Below are 23,181 nucleotides of genomic sequence, written 5' to 3' on the forward strand. Positions count from 1 at the left end.
CGGTTTGGAGCCCGATTCACCCATGACAGCGGAACCGACGAAGGCCCAGGGTGCGCCCGAATACGGCGCCGACGCGATCCAGGTGCTCGAGGGCCTCGAAGCGGTCCGCAAGCGCCCGGGCATGTACATCGGCTCGACCGGCCCACGCGGCCTCCACCACCTCGTCTACGAGATCGTGGACAACTCGGTCGACGAGGCGCTCGCGGGGTATGCGACCGACATCGACGTGACGATCCTGGAAGACGGGGGCGTGCGGGTCGTCGACGACGGCCGCGGCATCCCCGTCGACATCCACAAGACCGAGGGGCGCTCGACCGTCGAGGTCGTGCTCACGGTGCTCCACGCCGGCGGCAAGTTCGGCGGCGGCGGGTACGCGGTCTCGGGCGGCCTGCACGGCGTGGGCTCGTCGGTCGTCAACGCGCTGTCGAGCCGTCTCGAGGTCGAGGTGCGGCGACAGGGCCACGTGTGGCGGCAGTCCTTCACCGTCGGCGTCCCCGACGCACCCCTCTCGCAGGACGAGGCGAGCGACGCGACCGGCACCACGATCACGTTCTGGCCGAGCGCCGAGATCTTCGAGACCGTCGAGTTCGACTACGAGACCCTCCGCGCCCGCTTCCAGCAGATGGCGTTCCTCAACAAGGGCCTGCGCATCACGCTGACCGACCTCCGCGTAGGCCACGTCGAGATCGACCCGGAGGACACCCCCACCACGGGCGCGATCACGATCCCCGCCCAGCGCACCGACACGTTCCTCTACGAGCGGGGCCTCGTCGACTACGTCGAGTACCTCAACCGCACGAAGAAGGCCGACCTCGTCAACGACGAGATCATCTCGTTCGAGGCCGAGGACACCGAGCGCAAGATCGCGCTCGAGGTCGCGATGCAGTGGACCACGGCCTACACCGAGTCGGTGCACACGTACGCCAACACCATCAACACGCACGAGGGCGGCACGCACGAAGAGGGCTTCCGGGCGGCGCTCACGACGCTCGTCAACCGGTACGCCCGCGAAAAGGGCATCCTCAAGGAGAAGGACGACAACCTCTCGGGCGACGACGTACGCGAGGGGCTCACCGCCGTCCTCTCCGTCAAGCTCTCCGAGCCGCAGTTCGAGGGCCAGACGAAGACGAAGCTCGGCAACACCGAGGCCAAGTCGTTCGTGCAGCGCGTGGTCGGCGACCAGCTCGGCGACTGGTTCGACCGCAACCCGAACCAGGCGCGCGACATCATCCGCAAGGCCCTGCAGGCCGCGACCGCCCGCATCGCGGCGCGCAAGGCGCGCGAGGCGACCCGGCGAAAGGGCTTCCTCGAGACCAGTGGCATGCCGGGCAAGCTCAGCGACTGCACGAGCAAGGACCCGACGATCTCCGAGGTCTTCCTCGTCGAGGGCGACTCGGCCGGCGGCTCGGCCAAGACCGGCCGCAACCCCGAGACGCAGGCCATCCTCCCGCTGCGCGGCAAGATCCTGAACGTCGAGAAGGCGCGCCTCGACCGCGCACTCGGCAATGCCGAGATCCAGGCGATGATCACGGCCTTCGGCACGGGCATCGGCGAGGACTTCAACGCGGAGAAGGCCCGGTACCACAAGATCGTGCTGATGGCCGATGCCGACGTCGACGGCCAGCACATCACGACGCTGCTGCTGACGCTGCTGTTCCGCTACATGCGGCCGCTCATCGAGATGGGCTACGTCTACCTCGCCCAGCCGCCGCTGTACCGCATCAAGTGGTCCAACGCCGAGCACGACTACGTGTACTCCGACCGCGAGCGCGACGCCGTGATCGCCGACGGCCAGGCCGCCGGCCGGCGTCTGCCGAAGGAGAACGGCGTCCAGCGCTACAAGGGCCTCGGCGAGATGAACCACCAGGAGCTGTGGGACACGACGATGAACCCCGAGACCCGCACCCTCCTGCAGGTCACGATGGATGACGCGGCCGCAGCCGACGAGATCTTCTCCACCCTGATGGGCGACGACGTCGAGAGCCGTCGCTCGTTCATCCAGAAGAACGCGAAGGACGTGCGTTTCCTTGACATCTGATGTGATCGAGCCCGGCGCCGACGGCGAGGGCTTCGGCATCCACGGCCGCATCGACCAGGTCGACCTGCACCTCGAGATGCAGCGCTCGTACCTCGACTACGCGATGAGCGTCATCATCGGGCGCGCCCTGCCCGACGTGCGCGACGGCCTGAAGCCCGTGCACCGCCGCGTGATCTACACGATGTACGACGGCGGCTACCGGCCCGATCGCGCGTTCTCGAAGTGCACGCGCGTCATCGGCGACGTCATGGGCCAGTTCCATCCGCACGGCGACAGCGCGGTCTACGACTCGCTCGTCCGGCTCGTCCAGCCGTGGTCGCTCCGCTACCCGCTCGCGCTCGGCCAGGGCAACTTCGGCTCGCCGGGCAACGACGGCGCCGCCGCGCATCGGTACACCGAGACCAAGATGTCGCCGCTGGCCATGGAGATGGTCCGCGACATCGAGGAAGACACGGTCGACTTCCAGGACAACTACGACGGTCGCACGCAGGAGCCGACCGTCCTGCCGAGCCGCTTCCCGAACCTGCTCGTCAACGGTTCCGTCGGCATTGCGGTCGGCATGGCCACGAACATCCCCCCGCACAACCTCCGCGAGGTGTCCGAGGGCGCGCTCTGGGCGCTCGAGCACCCCGAGGCCACCCGCGAGGAGCTGCAGGAGGCGCTGATCCAGCGCATCAAGGGCCCCGACTTCCCGACCGGTGCCCAGATCCTCGGCATGAAGGGCATCCACGACGCGTACCGCACCGGTCGCGGCTCGATCACGATGCGCGCCGTCGTGAGCGTCGAGGAGATCCAGGGCCGCACCTGCCTGGTCGTCACCGAGCTGCCCTACCAGGTCAACCCCGACAACCTCGCGATCAAGATCGCCGACCTCGTCAAGGACGGCAAGCTCGCCGGCATCGCCGACATCCGCGACGAATCCTCCGGCCGCACCGGGCAGCGTCTGGTCATCGTGCTCAAGCGCGACGCGGTCGCCAAGGTCGTGCTGAACAACCTGTACAAGCACACGCAGCTGCAGGACAACTTCGGCGCGAACATGCTCGCGATCGTCGACGGCGTGCCGCGCACGCTCTCGATCGACGGGTTCATCGCCCACTGGATCGACCACCAGGTCGACGTCATCGTGCGTCGAACCGAGTTCCGCCTCCGCAAGGCGGAGGAGCGCATGCACATCCTGCGCGGCTACCTCAAGGCGCTCGACGCGCTCGACGAGGTCATCGCGCTGATCCGCCGGTCCGCGACCGCCGAGGACGCGCGCGACGGCCTGATCGAGCTGCTCGACATCGACGAGCTCCAGGCCCGCGCCATCCTCGAGCTGCAGCTGCGTCGCCTGGCGGCCCTCGAGCGCCAGAAGATCATGGACGAGGCGGCCGAGCTCGAGCGCCAGATCGCCGACTACCGCGAGATCCTCGCGTCGCCACTGCGCCAGCGCAGCATCATCTCCGACGAGCTCCGTGAGATCGTCGACAAGTTCGGCGACGAGCGCCGCACGCACATCGTGCCCGGCTTCGACGGCGACATGTCGGTCGAGGACCTCATCCCCGAGGAGGAGATGGTCGTCACGGTCACGCGCGGCGGCTACGTCAAGCGCACCCGCAGCGACAACTACCGGTCGCAGCACCGCGGCGGCAAGGGGGTCAAGGGCGCGCAGCTGCGGGCCGACGACGTCGTCGACCACTTCTTCGTCACGACCACGCACCACTGGCTGCTGTTCTTCACCAACATGGGCCGCGTCTACCGGGCGAAGGCGTACGAGATCCAGGAGGCCGGTCGCGACGCGAAGGGCCAGCATGTCGCGAACCTGCTCGAGCTGCAGCCCGACGAGGAGATCGCCGAGATCCTCGACATCCGCGACTACGAGGTCGCGAAGTTCCTCGTGCTCGCGACCCGCGACGGGCTCGTCAAGAAGACCGAGCTGACGGCCTACGACACGAACCGCTCGCGCGGTGTCATCGCGATCAACCTGCGCGAGGGCGACGAACTGGTCTCCGCGATGCTCGTCGACGAGAACGACGAGATCCTCCTCGTGTCGAAGAAGGGCATGTCGCTCCGCTTCGAGGCGACCGATGAGGCGCTCCGCCCCATGGGCCGCTCCACCTCGGGGGTCAAGGGCATGGCGTTCCGGGCCGGCGACGAGCTGCTCGCGGCATCCGTGGTGCCTCACTCGATCGACGAGGCCGAGCTCGCCCGCGAGGAGAACGGCGGCAGCCCGACCGACACGTACGTCTTCGCGGTGACCGAGGGCGGCTACGCCAAGCGCACCCGCGTCGAGGACTACCGCAAGCAGCAGCGCGGCGGCCTCGGCATCAAGGTGGCCAAGCTGAGCGAGGAGCGCGGCGACCTCGCCGGCGCGATCATCGTGGCCGGGGGCGACGAGGTCCTCGTGGTTCTTGCCAGCGGCAAGGTGGTACGCTCTGACGTCGCCGAGGTCCCCGCCAAGGGCAGGGACACCATGGGCGTCGTGTTCGCGAAGTTCGATGCAGCAGACCGCATCATCGCCATCGCGAAGAATTCCGAGCGGAATCTCACGGAGGACGCCGCCGAAGCCGAAGCGGCCGAGCCCGCAGGAGAGGAGTGACCGTCATGAGTAGCGTTGCCGAGAAGCTGGCCGGCAAGTCGAACCGGAAGCCCCCCGCCAAGCAGGTGCGCCTGCGCCTGGTCTACATCGACTTCTGGTCGGCGGTGAAGCTGTCGTTCCTGGTCGCGGTGTGCCTCGCCGTCGTGAACATCGTGGCGTCGTTCCTCGTGTTCACGATCGTGCAGTCGACCGGCCTGTTCGAGAACCTCAACAGCCTGGTGCAGGATGTCGCCGGTGCCGGAACCGACCTCCGCTCCATCCTGTCGATCGGCAACGTGATGGGCTTCGCGATCGTCGTGTCGCTGCTGAACCTCGTCGTGACGACCGCGCTCGGCGCCGTCGTCGCGGTGCTGTACAACCTCAGCGTCAAGATCACGGGCGGCATCCTGGTCGGGTTCACGAACAACTGACCCGCGCTCGTTCGGTCGATTTCACGATCCCCGCACCGTCGGGTAGTCTTTCCCTCGGCCGAAATTCGGGGATATAGCTCAGGCGGTTAGAGCGCTTCGCTGATAACGAAGAGGTCCGAGGTTCAAGTCCTCGTATCCCCACTCCGATAACTCCACAACCGGCGGGTGCCACGGCCTCCGCCTCCGGGGCCTTAGCTCAGTTGGTAGAGCGCCTGCTTTGCAAGCAGGATGTCAGGAGTTCGAATCTCCTAGGCTCCACAGTGTGACCGATCGTCTCGCCTCCATCGCCGTCAGGCTCCGTGCCGCCGGCTGCGTCTTCGCCGAGGAGGAAGCGGCGATCCTCCTCGAGGACGGTGTCGTCGACGACGAGCTCGAGTCGCGGGTCCGTCGACGAGAATCCGGCGAACCACTCGAGCACATCGTCGGCTGGGTCCGGTTCGGCTCGCTTCGCCTGCGGGTCGGTCCCGGCGTGTTCGTGCCCCGGCAGCGGAGCCTGCTGCTGGCCCGGGCGACGGTGCGAGCCGCACGGTCGCAGGCGGAGCCGGTGATGCTCGAGCCGTACAGCGGCGTCGCTCCCATCGCAGCGACCGTCGCGATCGCCGTGCCCGGAGCGGAGCTCCACGCGGCTGACATCGATCCGGTCGCCCTCGACTACGCCCGCCGGAACCTTCCAGCCGGCGCCGGCCTCCACCGGGCAGACCGTCTCGACGGCGTGCCCGACGGGCTCCGCGGCCGCATCACGCTCCTCGCCGGGGTGCCGCCGTACGTCCCACGCTCCGCGTCCGGCACGGTCCCGCGGGAGGCGCGCGACCATGAGCCCGATGCCGCGCTGTTCGCCGGCGAGGACGGCCTCGACCACATCCGAGCGGTGATCGATCACGCCCGCGACATCCTCGCCCCCGACGGCCGGGTGCTGCTCGAACTGCACCGCGGCCAGTTCGCGCCCGCCGACGCACTCGCACGAGCCGCCGGTTGGCGCACCGCGCGCCGGACCGGCCGCGACGGTCAGACGGTACTGCTCGACCTCGCCGCAGGGTAATACAGTGGCGGAATGGACATCCGCATCGCCGCGTACGGGGTCATCATCCGCGACGGCGAGATCCTGCTGTCCCACTGGAACGAGCACGGCCGCTCCGCGTGGACGCTGCCGGGCGGCGGCATCGAACTGCCCGAGCATCCCGTCGAGGCGGCCCGGCGCGAGATCCTCGAGGAGACCGGCTATGACGCCGAGATCGAACGTCTCCTCGGCATCGACACCATGGTGGTGCCCGCCGCGAAGCGGCACCACGGTTCCGCGCCGTTGTACGCCATGCGGGTCGTCTACCGCGCCCGCGTGGTGGGCGGGGAGCTGCGCAACGAGGTCGGCGGCTCGAGCGACGAGGCCCGCTGGTTCCCGCTCGACGAGGTCGGCTCCCTCACCCGCGTGAGCCTGCTCGACATCGCGTTGCGGTTCAACGACCAGGAACCGGCCGACGGGGTGCTGCCGCGCAGTTGAGCGCCGAGCGCTCCGCAGGCATGGGAACGGCCCCGTCCGACGAGCGGACGGGGCCGTTCCGATCGGCTCCTGCACGGCGGCCATGACGCTCAGAGCGTCCTGGCGAGCACGGCGAGGGTGGTGAAGTTCTCGTCTCGCAGGCGGTCGGCGCGGCGAGCGAGTTCCGCGCGACGGGCGACGTCGTCGCGGCTGCGACGGGTCTCCGCGGCACGGCTCCACTCCAGGAGCGCCAGGCCGGCCCGGCGTGCGAGGCGTTCCCGCAGGCGGCCGGCCTCGGCGCGCACGGCGGCCGCCGATTGCGAGGTCGAGGTGGTGGCGGTGAGTGAGGTGTTCACTGTGGTTCCTTCATCGGATGGTGGTGCGAACGGATGGCGCGCGCGGGTGCGTCGCGCCGGGAGGTGACGTTGCGTGCTCCCACGGGGTCGCGTCGCGACATCCGCTGCCCTGAATGACGGACGGACGGACGGGCGGCGCGCGGTGGCTCGCGGTGGGAGTGGGCCGGCGGCTCTGGCCGGTCCGGTGGACGAGCGTCAGGTGAGCGGATGCCGGTGCGACGAAGGCAGGCTCGGAACGCGAGCGGGCGTCGTCAGGCGGGCGTGGATCCTGCGGTCAGCGCGGAAGGCGCGACGTCAGCAGGCGCCGGAGGGCGCGACGAGGAAGGCGACCTCCGGACGGATTGGGTCATGCGTGTGCGGCATCGTCATGGTGGTCTCGCCTCCTCTCATCTCGTGGGCATCCGCCGGAACGGCGGGCCGACCAATGAACCTAGCGGGTTTCGCACTTCGACCGCAAGCATCGATCCGGAATCATCGAGAAGATCAGTGCACGCCCTGAGATCGATCGGGTTCCGGACACGACGAAGGCCCCCGTCCGAACCATCGGATCAGGGGCCTTCGAGCAACCGTGGGTCAGATCACCGGCGACGGCGCGGCGCCCGAGGTGCCGGACGCGGACGGCGGCTCCTCGTCGGCGACCCAGAGCTCGTCGTCGGCACGGAACGTCTGCCAGACGGCGTACGCGACGCCCGCTGCTGCGACGATGCCGGCACCGATCGCGAGGTACGTGCCCACGCCCGGTCCCTTCTTCTGCTGGACCACCACGCCCCGCGGCGACACGCGCTGCAGCGCACGCTGGACGCGGGTGTCGTTGGCGATGTCGCCGATCGAGAGCAGCGAGCCGAGCGCGCTCCCCAAGGTGCGCTCGACCGAGTCGCCCGCGCCGCGTGCGGCGACGCGCGCACGGTCGACACCCGGACGGACATAGCTCTCGTAGCCCGTGCGCACCCGCGGAACGACCTCTTCGCGGGTCAGCAGGTTGAGCTGCCGGCTCGCTTCACGCGCGACCTTGCTCGCGTGGTCCAGCACGTCCTGCTGGCCCCCCCACAGTTCCTCTGCACTGCTGCGCAGCCGCTTGAGTTCCTTCCGGCGCTTGCGTGACAGGCTCATCTCGACCTCCATCGTTGTGCAGCGAACTCCTCCATCCTGCCACCGAACGAGCTGGAAGTGGGGTGGGAGTGCAGGGGGTTGCATACCTCGCGCCGAATCCCCACGTGAGAGAATCGTCGTCATGCCGAATCCCACCGCAGTCGCGACGATCACCACGAACCACGGCGACATCAAGGTCGACCTGTACGGGCACCACGCGCCCAAGACGGTCGAGAACTTCATCGGACTCGCCACGGGCGAGATCGAGTGGACGCACCCGGGCACGGGGCAGACCTCGACCGACCCGCTGTACGACGGCGTCGTCTTCCACCGCATCATCCCCGGCTTCATGATCCAGGGCGGCGACCCCCTCGGGCAGGGCGTCGGCGGACCGGGCTACCGCTTCGACGACGAGATCAACCCCGAGCTCGACTTCACCGAGCCCTACGTGCTCGCCATGGCGAACGCCGGCACCCAGGGCGGGCGCGGCACCAACGGCTCGCAGTTCTTCATCACCGTGGGCCCGACCACGTGGCTGCAGGGCAAGCACACCATCTTCGGCAAGGTCACGGATGCCGCCAGCCAGGGCGTCGTCGACAAGCTGGCGTCGGTTCCGACCGACGGCCGTGATCGTCCCCTCGACGACGTCGTGATCGAGAAGATCACCGTCGAGCAGCTCTGATCGCGCGGTGAGCGACCCGGCGCCGGAGCGCTCGAGCGTCTGCTACCGGCATCCCGACCGGCAGAGCTTCGTGCTGTGCCAGCGCTGCGGTCGCACCATCTGCGGTGAATGCCAGACCCCGGCCCCCGTCGGCGTCATCTGCCCCGAGTGCATGCGCGAGCAGCGCACCTCGGCCCCGCGGACGAAGCCCGCGGCCCTGACGCGCGCCCGCGCGGCGGCGGGCCGGGGGGCGCCGGTGGTGACGTATTCCCTGATCGGCATCACTCTCGCCGTGTATCTGCTCCAGTTGATCCCGGGGCTCGCGGTCACGGATCGACTGCTCTACGCGGGCGTCTACTCGATCCCCGGCAACTTCCAGCCGTGGCGCATGCTCACCTCGGTCTTCGTGCACTCGACGGAGCTGATCTTCCACGTGCTGCTCAACATGTACACGCTGTGGATCTTCGGCCAGCTGCTCGAGGGGCTGCTGGGCCGCTGGCGGTTCCTGTCGCTGTACCTGATCTCCGGCTTGGCCGGCTCGGTCGGCGTGCTCTGGCTCGGCGATCCCCGCACGGGCGTGGTCGGCGCGTCCGGTGCGATCTTCGGCCTGCTGGGCGCGTTCCTCGTGATCCAGCGTCGGCTGGGGGGCAACGCGACGCAGCTGCTGATCCTGCTCGGGATCAACCTCGTCATCGGGTTCATACCAGGCTTCAACATCGCCTGGCAGGCCCACCTCGGCGGCCTCCTGGCCGGCGCCCTCGTCGGGTTCATCTTCGTCGAGACCCGCAAGCGCGACCAGCGCGGGCTGCAGATCGGACTGCTGGTCGGCCTGACGCTGGTGCTGCTCCTGCTGAGCCTCAGGTACTTCTTCTTCCCGATCTTCTGAGGCGGCCCGCGGGCCACCTCCGGGTTATCCACAACGCTGTCCACAGTTGGGGAGAGTTACACCGGTGTGATTCCGCACGATGTCTGGAATTCCGCGGATCAACCGGTTCCACAGGGTGTGGATGATGTGGAGAAACCTGTGGATGATGTGGATAACCCTGTGCAGAGATGCGAAAAGGCGGGGCGGATGCCGCAGCATCCGCCCCGCCTCGAAGAATCGCCGGTCAGCGCCAGCGTGTGGTCATGAGGAAGCCGACGAAGGCGATGCCGAAGCCGATCAGGATGTTCCACGAGCCCAGCGCGGCCACCGGGAGCGCGCCCTGGCTCACGTAGAAGACGATGATCCAGGCGAGGCCCAGGAGCATGAACCCGAACATGACGGGCTTGAACCAGACGGGATTCGGCGCGTCCTCGCCGCTCGGCTGCTCCGCGGGCGCGGGCTTCGAAGATTTCGTGCGTGCCATGCGGGAGATTCTAGTCGAATCGGGCGCCCGCCCCGATCCCGGGTGCGGATGCCGCTCCGGAGGCCGGGACGACGACGGCGAATAGAATCGACGGCATCCCCAAATCCAATCGACGTCACGGTGGAGCAATGACCCGGATCCTCGTCATCGACAACTACGACAGCTTCGTCTACACGCTGAACGGCTACCTCCAGGAGCTGGGCGCCGAGACCGAGGTCGTCCGCAACGACGACATCCCGGTCGCCGAGGTCGCCGAGCGCATCGCCGAGTACGACGGTGTGCTGATCTCGCCCGGACCGGGAAAGCCGGCCGACGCGGGCGTCTCCATCCCCGTCGTCGAGGCCGCCCTCCGCTCGGGACAGCCGCTGCTCGGCGTGTGCCTCGGCCACCAGGCCATCGCCGAGGCGTTCGGCGCGACGGTCACCAATGCCGAGGAGCTCATGCACGGCAAGACCTCGCGCATCACGCACGACGACAGCGCCTTCTACGAGGGAGTTCCGCAGCCGTTCACGGCGACTCGCTACCACTCGCTCGCGGTCGTGGACGGCACCGTGCCCGACGACCTCGTCGTCACGAGTCGCACGCAGGGCGGCGTCATCATGGGCCTGCGCCACGAGTCGGCCCCGATCTTCGGCGTGCAGTTCCACCCCGAGTCCGTCCTGACCGAGGGGGGGTACCGGATGCTCGGGAACTGGCTCGAGGTCGCCGGGCTTCCCGAGGCGAAGGAGCGCTCCCGCTCGCTCAACCCGCTCGTGCGCGCCGCGGGTTGAGCGGGGTCAGCCCGCGCAGTAGGCGAGCTCGACCTCAGAGCCCTGCGGGACATCGCCCGGCGGCAACGACTGCCGGATCACCGGCGAGCCCGCCTCGGACGCGCAACTCGCGTCGGGTACCGGCACCGGGGTCAGCTGCAGGGTCGACGTGCCCAGGTAGGACGACGCAGCCTGCAGCGACTGCCCGGTGAGGTCGGGCAGCGTCACGAGCCCGCTGGAGATCCGGAAGTTGACCGTGCCGCCCGCCTGTGCCGACGCGCCCGCCGCAGGGTCGGTCGCGAGCACGATGCCCTCGGGCACGGTCGGCGAGTTCTCACGGGTCTCGCTGCCCGCAACCAGGCCGGCCGCCTCGAGGTCGGCCTTCGCCTGGTCGAGCGGCTTGTTGACGACGTTGGGCACCGACACCGCCTCACGGCCCGTGGAGATGAACACGTTGACCGGGGTGCCGGTGTCGACGATCTCACCCTCGGCCGGTTCGGTCCGGATGACCTCGCCGGCGGGGACGGTGTCGTTGGTCTCCTCGAGCTTGGTGGCCGGAAGCGTCAGCGATTGCAGTTCGTTCGCCGCCTCCTCCCACGTCAGGCCGGTCAAGGCGGGGATCTCTCGCGAGTTCGACGGCAGGTCGTCGGACGGCTGCAGGTTGAACGCCCAGTACATGACGGCGATGACGATCACGACGACGGCGATGATGCCCGACCAGATCCAGATCGCCGGAGGACGGCGCTGCGTGCGCGACATCGTGTCGTCCTCGGTGAGCTGGCGCAGCGCGAGCTCGGAGGTCGACAGCGCCGCGGTGGGCGTGCCGAAGAACATCGCCGTCTCGTCGTTCTTCCGCTGCGGGGGCACGCGACCGGATGCCGCGGCGTCGACGTCGGCGCGGAACTCCGCAGCGGTCTGATAGCGCACGTTCCGATCCTTCGCGAGCGCGTGCATGACGACCGAGTCGATCGCGGGCGAGACCTTCGGATTGATCACGCTCGGCTTGACCGGACGCTCGCTCACGTGCTGATAGGCCACCGCGACGGGCGTGTCGCCACGGAACGGGGGCCGGCCGGTGAGCATCTCGAAGAGGACGACGCCAGTGCTGTAGAGGTCGGTGCGCGCATCGACCGTCTCGCCCTTCGCCTGCTCGGGCGAGAAATACGACGCGGTCCCGAGGATCGCGGTCGTCTGGGCGACGGTCGTCGCCGAATCGGACACGGCGCGCGCGATCCCGAAGTCCATGACCTTCACCTGGCCGCCGGTGGTGATCATGATGTTGCCGGGCTTGATGTCGCGGTGCACGACGCCGGCCCGATGCGAGTACTCGAGCGCCGTGAGCACGCCGTCGATGACCCGTGCCGCCGCGAGCGGGTCGAGCGGGCCCTCATGGATGATGTCCTTGAGGAGGCGACCCTCGACGAACTCCATCACGATGAACGGCAGCTGGACCTCCTGGCCGGCCCCGTCGCGTACGGTCTCCTCGCCAGCGTCGAAGACGCGCACGATGGTGGGATGCGCCATCCGGGCCGCCGACTGCGCCTCCTGGCGGAAGCGCATGCGGAAGGCCGGGTCGGTGGCCAACTGCGGCTTCAGCAGCTTGATGGCGACCTGGCGCCCGAGGCGCATGTCGGTTCCGACGTGGACATCGGCCATGCCGCCGCGACCGATGAGGGCGCCCACGCGGTACCGACCCGCGAGCATGCGTCCGTCATCGTTCACGGTGCCTCCGATTCCTCCGTGCTCTGGCGTACGTATGGTCTAGTCCCCGACGGTGACCGGGGCGGCGGGGGAGAACGGTGAGTCGAGCTGGCCGCAGAAGTACCGGTAGGTGACCTCGAACGACTGCTGGCCCGCCTGCACGTTGACGCTCGTCGTGCCGGCGCCGACCGGGCTCGGGGCGACGGCGTCGCCCGTGACGGCGACCTCGTACCCGCTCAGCTGCTGCCCGGAGGGGCAGGTCGCGGCCGGCCAGCTCACCTTCACGATGCCGCCCGGCTCCACGTCGCTCGGGTTGACGGTCGGCGCGTTCGCCGGTGCGCTCGGCGTCTCGGGGGCGCCGAGGAAGGTGACGGTCACCGTCGAGCCGGCCGGCAGCGGGCCGCTCGGGTTGACGTCCGAGACCGTGTTGGCCTGCGCGGGGTCGGTCGCGGCGGCGCCCTCCTGGGTGCTGACGGCGAAGCCGAGGCCCTCGAGCTCGCCGCGGACCTCGTCGACATTCCGCCCGATGTACGCGGCGCGGTCGACCTGAACCGTCTCGGGGGCCTCGCTCGTCGGCGGGGGCGGCGGAGTGGTCGTGCTGGGCGGCGGTGCGGTGGTGGTCGTGCGCCCGGCGGTGGTGCTGGTCGGGTCGGGCTCGTTGCCGCTGTTCACCGCGAGGGCGATCAGCGTGCCGATGAGCACCAGTGCGAGCAGGGCGATGAGGACGATGAGCGGCCAGGTCCACGGGCTCTGCTTCTTCTGCGGCTGGCCCGTCTCCTCCTCGGTCTCGGTCGTCATCGCCGCGCCGGCCGCGCCGGCCGGGAGGACGGTGGTCGCCGCGGTGTTCGCGCCCTGCTGCGGCAGGAGCGCGGTGGCGGCGGTCGCGCCGGCCGCGGCACCCAGTACCGCGGGAACGGCGGCGGCCGCCCCGCGCACGTCGCCCCGGCGCAGGGCGTTCGCCGCGCGTGAGAGGTGGGCCGCGGTCTGCGGTCGGTCGGCGGGGTTCTTCGCGATGCACGCGTAGACGAGGTTGCGCACCGGCTCGGAGACCGTGACGGGCAGGTCGGGCGGCGTCTCGTTGATCTGGGCCATCGCGATCGCGACCTGCGACTCGCCGGTGAACGGACGTCGTCCGGCGAGGCACTCGTACGCGACGATGCCGAGCGAGTAGATGTCGGTCGTGGGCGACGCGGGGTGGCCCGACGCCTGCTCGGGCGAGAGGTACTGCACCGTGCCCATGACCTGGCCGGTCGCGGTCAGCGGGACCTGGTCGGCGATGCGCGCGATCCCGAAGTCCGTGATCTTGACCCGGCCGTCGGGCGTGATGAGCAGGTTGCCCGGCTTGATGTCGCGGTGCACGAGGCCCGCGGCGTGCGCGGCCTGCAGCGCCGATGCGGTCTGCGCGACGATGTCGAGCACCTTGTCGGTCGAGAGCACGTGCTCGCGCTCGAGGATCGTCGAAAGCGCCTCGCCCGGGACGAGCTCCATCACCAGGTAGGCGCTGCCTTCCTCCTCGCCGTAGTCGAAGACGTTGGCGATGCCCTCGTGGTTCACGAGGGCGGCGTGGCGTGCCTCGGCCCGGAAGCGCTCGAGGAAGCCCGGGTCGCCGAGGTACTCGTCCTTCAGGATCTTGATCGCGACCTGCCGTCCGATGACGAGGTCGGTGGCCTGCCAGACCTCGCCCATGCCGCCGATGGCGATCCGGGACTGTAGTTCGTACCGTCCTCCGAAGGTGAGCCCAGCGCTCGGTCTCATTTGTTCAGCACCGCCTCTAGTACCTGTTTCGCCACGGGCGCGGCAATTCCGTTGCCGAACCCCTCCTGACCAAGTCCCCCGCCGTCTTCCACGAGTACCGTGATCGCATACTGAGGGTCGTCGGCGGGGGCAAAACCGGTGAACCACAAGGTGTAGGGGTCATCCTCGCCGTTCTCCGCTGTACCCGTCTTACCGGCCACGCTGACGCCGTCTATTCTTGCATTACTCGCGGCACCGTTCTCGACGCCGGCGACCATCATCTCGGTCATCGTCCGCGCGGTCGCCTCGCTGATCGCACGACCGAACTCCGAGGCCTCGAACTCTTGGATGGAGCGGAAGTCCGGCGCGGTGATCGAGTCGACCAACTCGGGGTTCATCACGATTCCACCGTTGGCGATGGCGGCCGAGACCATGGCCATCTGCAGCGGAGTGGCGCGCACGTCGCCCTGCCCGAACCCGGTCAGCGCGGTCTGCGGCTCGTCGGGGTTCGCCGGGTAGGTGCTCGTCTCGGTGGGGTTCGGCGTGGTGAAGTTCGTGTTGAATCCGAACTTCTCGGCTTGTGCACGGATCGCGTCGTCGCCGAGTTGCAGTGCGAGCTCGGCGAACGGGATGTTGCACGAGAGCCGCAGCGCGGTCGCGAGCGTGACCTCGGATCCGCCGCCGCAGCTGCCCCCGCTGGAGTTGCGCACGACCGAGTCCGTGCCGGGGAGCGTGAACTCGGCCGGATTCGGGAACGTCGAGTCGGGCGTATACTGACCCGACTCGAGCGCCGCGGCGGTCATCACGAGCTTGAACACGGAACCGGGCGGGTTCATGTCGCCGCCCGTCGCGCGGTTGAACAGGGGGTCGGCCGGGTCCGCGAGGAGGGCGTCGTACGTCTCCTGCACCTGGGCGCCGTTGTGGACGGCGAGCGAGTTCGGGTCGTACGTGGGCTTGGTGACCATCGCGATGATGCGTCCGGTGGCCGGCTCGGTCACGATGACGGCCCCCGTGTAGTCGCCGAGGGCGTCCCACGCGGCCTGCTGCGCGACCGGGTCGATGGCGACCTCGACGGAGGCTCCCATGGGGTCCTGGCCGGAGATGATGCGGTTGAGCGAGTCGAAGAACTGCGACTCGGAACGACCGCTGAGCTCGGCGTTCAGGGACTGCTCGAGTCCGGTCGCCTCGCCGTTGACCGGGATGAAGCCGGTGACCGGCGCGTAGAGCGGGCCGTTGGCGTACACGCGCTGGAACTTGTAGTCGTCGTCGGAGGGCTGTGAGAACGCGATGGGCTCGCCGCCGACGAGGATCGGCCCGCGCTCGACGGAGTAGCTCTGGTACAGCGTGCGGGCGTTGCGGGGATCGGCCGCGAGGTTCTCGGCCTGCACGTACTGGATCACCGTCGTCGAGACGAAGAGCGTCAGGAACATGAGGAGGGCGACGATCGACACGCGCTTGAGCTCGCGGTTCATCCGTCGATCACCAGCCTCGGGTGGTTGCGCACCGTATCGGAGAGCCTGAGGAGCAGGGCGACGATGATCCAGTTCGCCACGAGCGACGAGCCGCCCGCGGCGAGGAACGGGGTGGTGAGTCCGGTGAGCGGGATGACCCGGGTGACCCCGCCGACGACGATGAACACCTGCAGCGCGACGACGAACGCGAGGCCGACGCCGAGCAGCTTGCCGAAGTCGTCCTGCCCGGCGAAGCCGATGCGGAAGCCGCGGGCGACGAAGAGCACGTAGAGGGCGAGGATGGCGAAGACGCCGGCGAGGCCGAGTTCCTCGCCGAGGCTCGCGATGATGTAGTCGCTCTGCGGCACGGGAGTCAGGTCGGGCCGCCCCTGGCCGAGTCCGGTGCCGATGAGCCCGCCGTTCGCGAGTCCGAACAGGCCCTGGACGAGCTGGTAGGAGCCGCCGGTCGCCTCGTAGACGTCGGGATTGAAGGCGTCGAGCCAGTTGCGGAACCGGCCGTTGACGTAGTCGAGCGTCTGGCTCGCGAGGATCGCGCCGCCGAAGAAGAGGCCCAGGCCGAGCACGACCCACGAGAGCCGGCTCGTGGCCACGTACAGCATCACGAGGAACAACCCGAAGTAGAGCAGGGCCGTGCCGAGGTCGCGCTGGAAGACGATGACCGCCATGGAGAGCGCCCAGACCACGAGCAACGGGCCGAGGTCGCGCGCGCGGGGGAATCGCATGCCGAGGAACGTGCGCCCGACCATCGACAGCGAGTCGCGGTTGCGGACGAGGTAGCCGGCGAAGAACACCGCGAGGGCGATCTTGGCGATCTCGCCGGGCTGGAAGGTGGCGAACTCGCCGATGCCGATCCAGACGCGGGCACCGCTGACCTGCCGACCCAGACCGGGAACGAGCGGGAGCAGGAGGAGCACGATCGCGATCAGGCCCGACAGGTACGTGTAGCGGAAGAGCACCCGGTGGTTGCGGATCAGCAGGATCGTGGCGAAGCCCGCGACGATGGCGATGACGCTCCACGCGATCTGGCGCACCGCGGCGCTCTCCCAGCCGGCATCGCCGGTGGCGATGTCGATGCGGTAGATCATCGCGATGCCGAGGCCGTTCAGCACCGTCGCGATGGGCAGGAGGAACGGGTCGGCATCGCGCGCGACGAACCGCATCGCGATGTGCAGGCCGAACACGAGTGCCGACAGGCCGGCGCCCAGCAGCACGAGTTGGGTGTCGATCCGGCCCATGGCGCCGAGCTGCACGAGCACGATCGCGCCGGCGTTGATCACGCAGGCGGCGATGAGCAGGCCGAGCTCCAGGTTCCGGAGCTTCTGCGGCATGCGGATGCGACGGACGCTCGCCGTCTCGGGCGCGCGCTCCGCGGTGCGGCCGCTTCCGGGCTCAGTCAACGGACTCCTCCAATCGCGACACGATCCGGGAGGCTTCCTCGAGCGAGCCCGCGCTGATCGTCTGCTCGACGCGCTGCTGGTCGTACGCGCGCAGGTCGGCGATGTCGACGCCGGTCTCCGAGTGCAGGTGGCTGAGCGAGATCGGGCCGAGATCCTGCTGGATGCCCTGGTACACGGCGACTCGGCCGTTGTACTCGCCGACGTAGTACCGGGTCTGCGTCCACCGGTAGCCGATCGCGAACGCTGCGACGATCGCGCCGATGAGCAGCGCGATCCAGACGCCCCACATGATGCGCCGCCGGCGCCGACGGCGCTCGTCCTCCTCGATCAGCTCGTCGAAGTACTCCGCCGAGTCGGGCTCGAAGTGGGTCTCCTGCACGGGGTGCGGGCGGAACGGCGTGAGGCGGATGCCGGGGCGCCGTGCCGGTTCCGGCGCCGTGCCGAACGCGAGCGGTGCGGCGGCCGAGCCGACGACGAGCGGCGGCGTCTCGGGGGCGGGCGGATCGCCGATGTCGACGACGACGACCGTGACGTTGTCGGGGGCGCCGCCGTCGAGCGACGCCTTCACGAGCCGGTCGGCGACCTGTTTCGCCCCGGCGTCGCTGGAGAGGATCTCGTGCAGCTCGTCGAACGAGACCACGCCGGACAGGCCGTCGGAGCAGAGCATCCAGCGATCGTCGGGATGCGTGTCGATGACGAGCGTGTCGATCTCGGGCGCGGCCTCGACGTCGCCGAGCACGCGCATGAGCACGGAGCGCCGCGGGTGGACCATGGCCTCCTCGGCCGTGATCCGGCCGGCGTCGACGAGGCGCTGCACGAAGGTGTGGTCGGTGGAGACCTGGCTGAGTTCGCCCGAGCGCAACAGGTAGACGCGTGAGTCGCCGATGTGCGCGATGACGACCCGGTCCTGCTGGACGAGCATGGCGCTGACCGTGGTGCCCATGCCGGTGAGCTCGGAGTGATCGGCGACGGTCTCCTCGAGCGTCCGGTTCGCGGAGAGCAGGGACTGCTCGAGTGCCGCCGCCGCCGCCTGCGAGCTCTCGTAGTCGCCGTCGGCCTCGGCGATGCCCTTCGTGGCGATCGCGCTCGCCACGTCGCCCCCGGCGTGGCCGCCCATGCCGTCGGCCACGAGGAACAGGCGCCGGCCCGCGTAGCCCGAGTCCTGGTTGTTGGAGCGGACCCGGCCGACATGCGAGACGGCCGCGCTCGCCTTGACGCTGGCCATGCGCTACCGCCGCAGCTCGAACGTCGTCGCTCCGACCTTGACGGTGGCTCCGAGCGGGATGGGCGTCGGCACGGTGACTCGGGAGCCGTTGAGGAACGTGCCGTTGGTGGAGTCGAGGTCCTGGATCATCCAGCGGCCGTTCCACAGCATCAGGCGGGCGTGGTGGGTGGAGGTGTAGTCGTCGCGGATGATGATGGCCGAGTCGCTCGACCGCCCGATCGTGATCTCGTCGCGGCCGAGCGGGAACTCGGCGCCGGCCTTGGCGCCGGAGGTGATGACCAGGCGCGTGGCGTTCTCGGTGGTGGCATCGCCGCCGCCGGCGGGCGCCGCCGGCGCTGCGGGACGCGAGACGGCCGCGGTCGGCGCCTCGGAGGTCGCGGCTGCGGCACGCATCGGCGCGGGCGCCGCGGCGGCACCGGCGGCGTCGGGCTGGAGCTTGCGGACGCGCTGCCCGAACAGGTCGCTGCGGAGCGCGTACACGATGGCGAACACGAAGACCCAGAGCAGCAACAGGAAGCCGAGCTGCAGGACGAGCAGGGTCAGTTCACTCATTGCGCCGGCCCCCAGAACCCGCCTGCATCGGGACGCTGGGCGCCGGGGTCGACGCGGCGACCGGCCGCGCTGTCGGAGGGATCGGCTTGGGCGAGCACGCGGAACACGATACGCGAGCGGCCGATGGTGATCACGGAATCGGGCTCGAGGACCGCCTCGGTGACAGGTGCGCCGTCGAGCTGCGTGCCGTTGGTGGAGCCGAGGTCGCGGACGCGGGCGCGCGAGCCGTCCCACTGCACCTCGGCGTGTCGCCGGGATGCGCCGGAGTCGTCGAGGGTGATGTCGGCCTCGCTGCCGCGGCCGATCACGGTGCGCCCCTTGAGGATGGGGAAGCGACGACCGCCGACGTCGAGCACGGGCGTCCACGCGACGCGGCCCTTCACGTTCTGCGAGTCGACCTGCACCATGCCCTCGGACAGTCCGGGGTCGGGCTGGAGCGAGATGATGATGCCGCCGGCGAATTGGAAGCGCTGGCTCGCGGCGTGCTTCTGCACGAGGTCGACGAGCTCGTCGATGAGTGCGGGGCCGAGGGACGACATCCGCTGGTGGTCGGCCGGGGACATGCGCACCGTGAACTTGTTCGGCACGAGGACCCGGTCGCGGGAGACCACCGCGGCCTTCGTGTCGATCTCGCGCTTGAGGGCGGCGGTGATCTCCACGGGCTGCAGCCCCGAGCGGAAGGTCTTCGCGAAGGCGCCGTTGACGGCGCGCTCGAGACCCTTCTCGAAGTTGTCCAGTAGGCCCACAGGTCTCCGTCCGGTCCGTGATTCGACTGACATGCTATCCGCAGCGGCTGCCGACGCGCCGGGAACCGGCGCTGCGACGCGCCCCCGGCGACCGGCCTCAGTCGAAGATCGCGGCGGCCTCCTCCTCGTCGACGTCGAGCGAGAGGGTCGGGATCGACGCGGTGAGCAGGGTGCCGTCGGCGCGTCGCGCGCCGCGCACGTTCTGCATGGTGGGGGCTCCGACGCGCCGTGCGCCGTGTCCGTCGAGTGCGACGACGACCGGCGCGCCGAGCGTGACGAGGAACGTCTGCCCGCGCACGTCGATCGGCACCGCGACATCCGCTTCGCCCACCTCGACCGTGAATCGGATCGACTCGGCGGTGAGGTCGACGCGGATTCGCGAGCCCCGGATGGTGAGCCGGAAGCTCAGGCGATCCCAGCCGTCGGGCAGGCGCGGGTCGAAGGTGAACCGGCCGTTGTGGTCGCGGAACCCGCCGAAGCCCGACACGAGCCCGGCCCACACGCCGCCGGTCGAGGCGACGTGCACGCCGTCGGCGGCGTTGTGGTGCAGGTCGGCGAGGTCGACGAACAGCGCCGAGCGGAAGTACCGCAGCGCGAGCTCGTGGTAGCCGACCTCGGACGCGATGATCGACTGCACGACCGCCGAGAGGGTGGAGTCGCCGGTGGTCAGCGGATCGTAGTACTCGAAGTCGGCGAGCTTCTGCTCGGTGCTGAACCGGTCGCCCTGGAGGTAGAGGGCGAGCACCACGTCGGCCTGCTTGAGCACCTGGAACCGGTAGATCACGAGCGGGTGGTAGTGCAGGAGCAGGGGCAGGTGGTTGTCGGGCGTGTGCTCGAGGTCCCACAGCTCCTTCTCGAGGAACGCGGAGTCCTGCGGGTGCACGCCGAGGTTCTCGTCGAAGGGGATGTGCATGTGCGCGGCCGCGCGGCGCCAGCTCGCGACCTCGGCGGGCGTGACGCCCAGCCGCTCGATGAGCTTGCGGTGCGCGACGGGGTCGTCGACCTGCAGGTTGTCGACGGCCGCCGCGGCCGCCGCGAGGTTGGCCCGCGCCATGACGTTCGTGTAGAGGTTGTCGTTCACGACGGTCGTGTACTCGTCGGGCCCGGTGACGCCGTGGATGTGGAACACGTCGTCGGTGTTCGTGCGCCAGAACCCGAGGTCCTCCCACATCCGTGCGGTCTCGACCAGGATGTCGATGGCCCCTCGCGCGAGGAAGTCCTCGTCGCCGGTGGCCGCGACGTACTGGCACAGCGCGTAGGAGATGTCGGCGTCGATGTGGTACTGCGCGGTGCCTGCCGCGTAGTACGCGCTGGACTCGAGCCCGTTGATGGTGCGCCAGGGGAAGAGCGCCCCGCGCTGGTTGAGCTCGAGCGCGCGGGCGCGGGCGGCCTCCAGCATCCGCTGCCGGAATCGCAGGACGTTGCGAGCGACGATCGGCGCCGTGTAGCTGAGGAACGGCATGACGTAGATCTCGGAGTCCCAGAAGTAGTGCCCGCCGTAGCCGGAGCCTGAGACGCCCTTCGCCGCCACGCCGCCGCCGTCGGTGCGTGCCGTGGCCTGGGCGAGCTGGAACAGGTTCCAGCGGGCGGCCTGCTGCAGCTCGGCCTGCCCGGCGATCTCGACGTCGGAGCGCGCCCAGAAGTCGTCGAGCCACGAGCGCTGCTGGGAGAACAGCTCGGACACGCCGACCTCGGCGCCGCGGTCGAGCGTGCGGTCGCACCGGTCGACGAGCTCCCGCGCGGGTACCTTGCGGGCCGTGTGGTAGCTGATCAGCTTGGTGATGCGGATCGGGACGCCCCGCTGGGCGCGGATCCGGTAGATGTGCTTGGCGAGGTCGTCGCCGATCGAGCCGGTCTCGGTGTACTCGTTGTCGGTGACGATGGAGTGGAGTGCGCCCACCGAGATCGCCATCTTGGAGTTCGTCGTCTGGTAGCCGAGCATGTAGCGCCCGCCATCGCGGCGCTGCACGCGCGGCTGCAGCACCCGCTCGGTGAACGTCTCGGCCTTGCGCGGGTCGAAGGCGCCGGGTGCCTCGGTCACCCCGCCGCGGTACTCGTCGCGGCCGTCCTGTCGGTTGAGGATCTGGCTGGAGATCGTGACCGCCGCATCGGCGTCGAGCAGCTCGACCTCGTAGTCGATGACGCCGAGGTGCCGGTCGGTGAAGCTCACCATGCGGCGGCTCGTGATGAGCACGCGCTTGCCCGACGGGGTCCGCCACTCGATGCGGCGGCTGAGCACGCCGAGGCGGAAGTCGAGCCGGCGCTCGTACGCCATGATCTCGGCCTCGGTGATGACGAGCGGCTCGTCGTCGACGTAGAGGCGGATGATCTTGGCATCGGGTGCGTTCACGATCGTCTGCCCGACGCGCGCGAACCCGAACGCCTCCTCGGCGTGGCGGATCGGCCACGTCTCGTGGAACCCGTTGACGAACGTGCCGTGCATGTGGCCGTCGCGGCCCTCCTCGACGTTGCCGCGCAGGCCGAGGTAGCCGTTGCCGACGGCGAACAGCGTCTCGGTGCGGCCCATGTCGTCGATCCCGAACTCGCTCTCGACGAGCGCCCACTCGTCGAGGGGGAATACCGTGCGGTTCATCGGGTCGGTGTCGGCGAACCTCATGCGCGGTCCTCTCCTTCGTGCTGGTCGAGGAGCGGCGCAGCCGCATCGCCCTCGTGCTGGTCGAGGAGCGGCGCAGCCGCGTCTCGAGACCCGTCGGTGTTGCGAGCGGCGGATGCCCCGCCCGCACGCTCGAGCGCGGGGATCAGCTCGTCGAGCTCGTCGACGATCACGTCGGCCCCGAGCTCGACGAGGGCCTCGCGCCCCACGCCGCGGTCGACGCCGACGACGAGCGCGAACGGGCCGGTGGCGCCGGCCTTCACGCCCGACTCGGCATCTTCGATCACGGCGCACTGCTCGGGCGGCAGGCCCAGCAGTTCGGCGGCGCGCAGGAACATGTCGGGCGCGGGCTTGCCGGGGATGCCCTCGCGAGCGGCGACCGCGCCGTCGACGACGACCTCGAACCGGGCGGCGATGCCCGCTGCGGCGAGCACGGCGGGCGCGTTCTTGGAGCTCGAGACGACGGCCACCGCGCCGCCCGCCCGCTCGATCGCGTCGAGCAGGGCGACGCTCGCCGGGTACGGCTGCACGCCCTCCTCTGCCAGGGTGGCGTTGAACGCCTCGTTCTTGCGGTTGCCGAGGCCGTGCACCGTGTCTTCGGTGGGGGCGTCGGTCACCTCGCCCTCGGGCAGCCGGATGTCGCGGCTCTCGAGCAGGGACCGGACCCCGTCGTAGCGGGGCTTGCCGTCGATGTAGGCGAAGTAGTCGGCATCGGCGTACGGCTTCGCGCCGTGCGCCTCGAGGAACGGCGCGAACAGCCGCGCCCACGCGTGCATGTGCACCACCGCGGTCGGCGTGAGCACGCCGTCGAGGTCGAACAGCCAGCCGCGGATGCCGCCCAGGTCGACCTCGTCGGGGGAGACGGGGGACTCGGAGGCGTTCGCGCGCCGGCGTGCGTCGCGGGGGATGGTCACGGCGATCCTTTCGATTGGGGGAGACGGTCGGGCGCCGTTGCCGGTAGTCAAGGCTATGCCCGTGGTCGGGGGCGGCGCGAGGGGGTGGGACGACTGGGAGCGGACGTCGAGGGGAGGGGATG

Annotated in this window: 20 protein-coding genes and 2 tRNA genes; 10 read left to right on the plus strand and 12 right to left on the minus strand. The window is 69.7% G+C overall.

Annotated features, from left to right (window positions below; all coding sequences use genetic code 11):
• Window positions 1–22: 22 nt before the first annotated feature.
• The 7 genes from gyrB (at window position 23) to AC3RKB_RS05665 (ending at window position 6,521) form a co-directional block, all read left to right on the plus strand.
• Window positions 23–2,038 carry a DNA topoisomerase (ATP-hydrolyzing) subunit B gene (gene gyrB, locus AC3RKB_RS05635; RefSeq protein ID WP_491435027.1) on the plus strand — a complete coding sequence of 672 codons (2,016 nt, stop codon included), beginning with the start codon at window positions 23–25 and terminating at the stop codon, window positions 2,036–2,038.
• Entirely contained in the window at window positions 2,028–4,616 is a 2,589-nt protein-coding gene (gene gyrA / locus AC3RKB_RS05640) for a DNA gyrase subunit A (protein ID WP_491435028.1), read from the plus strand. Before gyrB ends, gyrA begins: the two co-directional genes overlap by 11 nt.
• Window positions 4,617–4,621: 5 nt before the next feature.
• Window positions 4,622–5,026, plus strand: coding sequence for a DUF3566 domain-containing protein (locus AC3RKB_RS05645; protein ID WP_465539667.1), 405 nt, complete (start codon window positions 4,622–4,624; stop codon window positions 5,024–5,026).
• 67 nt (window positions 5,027–5,093) lie between these two features.
• Window positions 5,094–5,167 (plus strand) — tRNA-Ile (locus tag AC3RKB_RS05650).
• Window positions 5,168–5,211: 44 nt separating this feature from the next.
• Window positions 5,212–5,284, plus strand: a tRNA-Ala gene (locus AC3RKB_RS05655).
• A 4-nt stretch (window positions 5,285–5,288) separates the two neighbouring features.
• On the plus strand, window positions 5,289–6,065 hold the full coding sequence (locus tag AC3RKB_RS05660) for a class I SAM-dependent methyltransferase (RefSeq protein WP_491435030.1): 777 nt from the start codon (window positions 5,289–5,291) through the stop codon (window positions 6,063–6,065).
• Between the two features lie 12 nt (window positions 6,066–6,077).
• Complete coding sequence (locus AC3RKB_RS05665) at window positions 6,078–6,521, plus strand: NUDIX hydrolase (protein ID WP_491435031.1); 444 nt, start codon at window positions 6,078–6,080, stop codon at window positions 6,519–6,521.
• A gap of 89 nt (window positions 6,522–6,610) precedes the next feature.
• On the opposite strand, the gene AC3RKB_RS05670 is transcribed toward AC3RKB_RS05665, so the two are convergent.
• A complete protein-coding gene (locus AC3RKB_RS05670; RefSeq protein ID WP_491435032.1) occupies window positions 6,611–6,856 on the minus strand; it encodes a hypothetical protein in 246 nt (81 codons plus the stop codon).
• A 573-nt stretch (window positions 6,857–7,429) separates the two neighbouring features.
• On the minus strand, window positions 7,430–7,966 hold the full coding sequence (locus AC3RKB_RS05675; RefSeq protein ID WP_491435033.1) for a hypothetical protein: 537 nt from the start codon (window positions 7,964–7,966) through the stop codon (window positions 7,430–7,432).
• A gap of 121 nt (window positions 7,967–8,087) precedes the next feature.
• On the opposite strand from AC3RKB_RS05675, the gene AC3RKB_RS05680 reads away from it, so the two are divergent.
• Both AC3RKB_RS05680 and AC3RKB_RS05685 read left to right on the plus strand, forming a co-directional pair.
• Window positions 8,088–8,627: a peptidylprolyl isomerase gene (locus tag AC3RKB_RS05680; protein ID WP_491435034.1), complete on the plus strand. Its 540-nt coding sequence runs from the start codon at window positions 8,088–8,090 to the stop codon at window positions 8,625–8,627.
• A gap of 7 nt (window positions 8,628–8,634) precedes the next feature.
• Window positions 8,635–9,492 (plus strand): rhomboid family intramembrane serine protease, encoded by an 858-nt coding sequence (locus tag AC3RKB_RS05685; RefSeq protein ID WP_491435035.1) that lies wholly within the window; start codon window positions 8,635–8,637, stop codon window positions 9,490–9,492.
• Window positions 9,493–9,715: 223 nt separating this feature from the next.
• On the opposite strand, the gene AC3RKB_RS05690 is transcribed toward AC3RKB_RS05685, so the two are convergent.
• On the minus strand, window positions 9,716–9,955 hold the full coding sequence (locus tag AC3RKB_RS05690) for a cell division protein CrgA (RefSeq protein WP_491435037.1): 240 nt from the start codon (window positions 9,953–9,955) through the stop codon (window positions 9,716–9,718).
• A gap of 128 nt (window positions 9,956–10,083) precedes the next feature.
• On the opposite strand from AC3RKB_RS05690, the gene AC3RKB_RS05695 reads away from it, so the two are divergent.
• A complete protein-coding gene (locus AC3RKB_RS05695) occupies window positions 10,084–10,725 on the plus strand; it encodes an anthranilate synthase component II (RefSeq protein ID WP_491435038.1) in 642 nt (213 codons plus the stop codon).
• 6 nt (window positions 10,726–10,731) lie between these two features.
• On the opposite strand, the gene pknB is transcribed toward AC3RKB_RS05695, so the two are convergent.
• The 9 genes from pknB to AC3RKB_RS05740 all read right to left on the minus strand — a co-directional run bounded on the left by pknB (window position 10,732) and on the right by AC3RKB_RS05740 (window position 23,059).
• Window positions 10,732–12,408, minus strand: a complete 1,677-nt coding sequence (gene pknB / locus AC3RKB_RS05700) for a Stk1 family PASTA domain-containing Ser/Thr kinase (protein WP_491436761.1) — start codon at window positions 12,406–12,408, stop codon at window positions 10,732–10,734.
• Window positions 12,409–12,465: 57 nt separating this feature from the next.
• Window positions 12,466–14,160 (minus strand): serine/threonine protein kinase, encoded by a 1,695-nt coding sequence (locus tag AC3RKB_RS05705; RefSeq protein WP_491435039.1) that lies wholly within the window; start codon window positions 14,158–14,160, stop codon window positions 12,466–12,468.
• Complete coding sequence (locus AC3RKB_RS05710) at window positions 14,157–15,611, minus strand: peptidoglycan D,D-transpeptidase FtsI family protein (RefSeq protein ID WP_491435041.1); 1,455 nt, start codon at window positions 15,609–15,611, stop codon at window positions 14,157–14,159. The genes AC3RKB_RS05705 and AC3RKB_RS05710 overlap by 4 nt, the downstream gene beginning before the upstream one ends.
• Window positions 15,608–16,939 carry an FtsW/RodA/SpoVE family cell cycle protein gene (locus AC3RKB_RS05715; RefSeq protein ID WP_491436762.1) on the minus strand — a complete coding sequence of 444 codons (1,332 nt, stop codon included), beginning with the start codon at window positions 16,937–16,939 and terminating at the stop codon, window positions 15,608–15,610. The genes AC3RKB_RS05710 and AC3RKB_RS05715 overlap by 4 nt, the downstream gene beginning before the upstream one ends.
• 61 nt (window positions 16,940–17,000) lie before the next feature.
• Window positions 17,001–18,233, minus strand: coding sequence for a PP2C family protein-serine/threonine phosphatase (locus AC3RKB_RS05720; protein ID WP_491435042.1), 1,233 nt, complete (start codon window positions 18,231–18,233; stop codon window positions 17,001–17,003).
• Between the two features lie 3 nt (window positions 18,234–18,236).
• Complete coding sequence (locus tag AC3RKB_RS05725) at window positions 18,237–18,785, minus strand: FHA domain-containing protein FhaB/FipA (protein ID WP_491435044.1); 549 nt, start codon at window positions 18,783–18,785, stop codon at window positions 18,237–18,239.
• The gene (locus AC3RKB_RS05730) at window positions 18,782–19,531 is read right to left on the minus strand and encodes an FHA domain-containing protein (RefSeq protein WP_491435046.1); all 750 of its coding nucleotides are present in this window, start codon (window positions 19,529–19,531) and stop codon (window positions 18,782–18,784) included. Before AC3RKB_RS05730 ends, AC3RKB_RS05725 begins: the two co-directional genes overlap by 4 nt.
• 97 nt (window positions 19,532–19,628) lie before the next feature.
• The gene (locus AC3RKB_RS05735; RefSeq protein ID WP_491435047.1) at window positions 19,629–22,148 is read right to left on the minus strand and encodes a glycoside hydrolase family 65 protein; all 2,520 of its coding nucleotides are present in this window, start codon (window positions 22,146–22,148) and stop codon (window positions 19,629–19,631) included.
• The gene (locus tag AC3RKB_RS05740; RefSeq protein WP_491435049.1) at window positions 22,145–23,059 is read right to left on the minus strand and encodes an HAD family hydrolase; all 915 of its coding nucleotides are present in this window, start codon (window positions 23,057–23,059) and stop codon (window positions 22,145–22,147) included. The genes AC3RKB_RS05735 and AC3RKB_RS05740 overlap by 4 nt, the downstream gene beginning before the upstream one ends.
• Between the last annotated feature and the right edge of the window lie 122 nt (window positions 23,060–23,181).

Source organism: Agromyces capsici, from assembly GCF_058349965.1.

Coding starts and splice junctions, on each gene's coding strand:
- gyrB (WP_491435027.1), top strand. CDS start 23: ATGACAGCGGAACCGACGAAGGCCCAGGGTGCGCCCGAATACGGCGCC.
- AC3RKB_RS05645 (WP_465539667.1), top strand. CDS start 4,622: ATGAGTAGCGTTGCCGAGAAGCTGGCCGGCAAGTCGAACCGGAAGCCC.
- AC3RKB_RS05665 (WP_491435031.1), top strand. CDS start 6,078: ATGGACATCCGCATCGCCGCGTACGGGGTCATCATCCGCGACGGCGAG.
- AC3RKB_RS05675 (WP_491435033.1), bottom strand. CDS start 7,966: ATGAGCCTGTCACGCAAGCGCCGGAAGGAACTCAAGCGGCTGCGCAGC.
- AC3RKB_RS05680 (WP_491435034.1), top strand. CDS start 8,088: ATGCCGAATCCCACCGCAGTCGCGACGATCACCACGAACCACGGCGAC.
- AC3RKB_RS05690 (WP_491435037.1), bottom strand. CDS start 9,955: ATGGCACGCACGAAATCTTCGAAGCCCGCGCCCGCGGAGCAGCCGAGC.
- AC3RKB_RS05695 (WP_491435038.1), top strand. CDS start 10,084: ATGACCCGGATCCTCGTCATCGACAACTACGACAGCTTCGTCTACACG.
- pknB (WP_491436761.1), bottom strand. CDS start 12,408: ATGCTCGCGGGTCGGTACCGCGTGGGCGCCCTCATCGGTCGCGGCGGC.
- AC3RKB_RS05705 (WP_491435039.1), bottom strand. CDS start 14,160: ATGAGACCGAGCGCTGGGCTCACCTTCGGAGGACGGTACGAACTACAG.
- AC3RKB_RS05710 (WP_491435041.1), bottom strand. CDS start 15,611: ATGAACCGCGAGCTCAAGCGCGTGTCGATCGTCGCCCTCCTCATGTTC.
- AC3RKB_RS05715 (WP_491436762.1), bottom strand. CDS start 16,939: ATGCCGCAGAAGCTCCGGAACCTGGAGCTCGGCCTGCTCATCGCCGCC.
- AC3RKB_RS05720 (WP_491435042.1), bottom strand. CDS start 18,233: ATGGCCAGCGTCAAGGCGAGCGCGGCCGTCTCGCATGTCGGCCGGGTC.
- AC3RKB_RS05725 (WP_491435044.1), bottom strand. CDS start 18,785: ATGAGTGAACTGACCCTGCTCGTCCTGCAGCTCGGCTTCCTGTTGCTG.
- AC3RKB_RS05735 (WP_491435047.1), bottom strand. CDS start 22,148: ATGAGGTTCGCCGACACCGACCCGATGAACCGCACGGTATTCCCCCTC.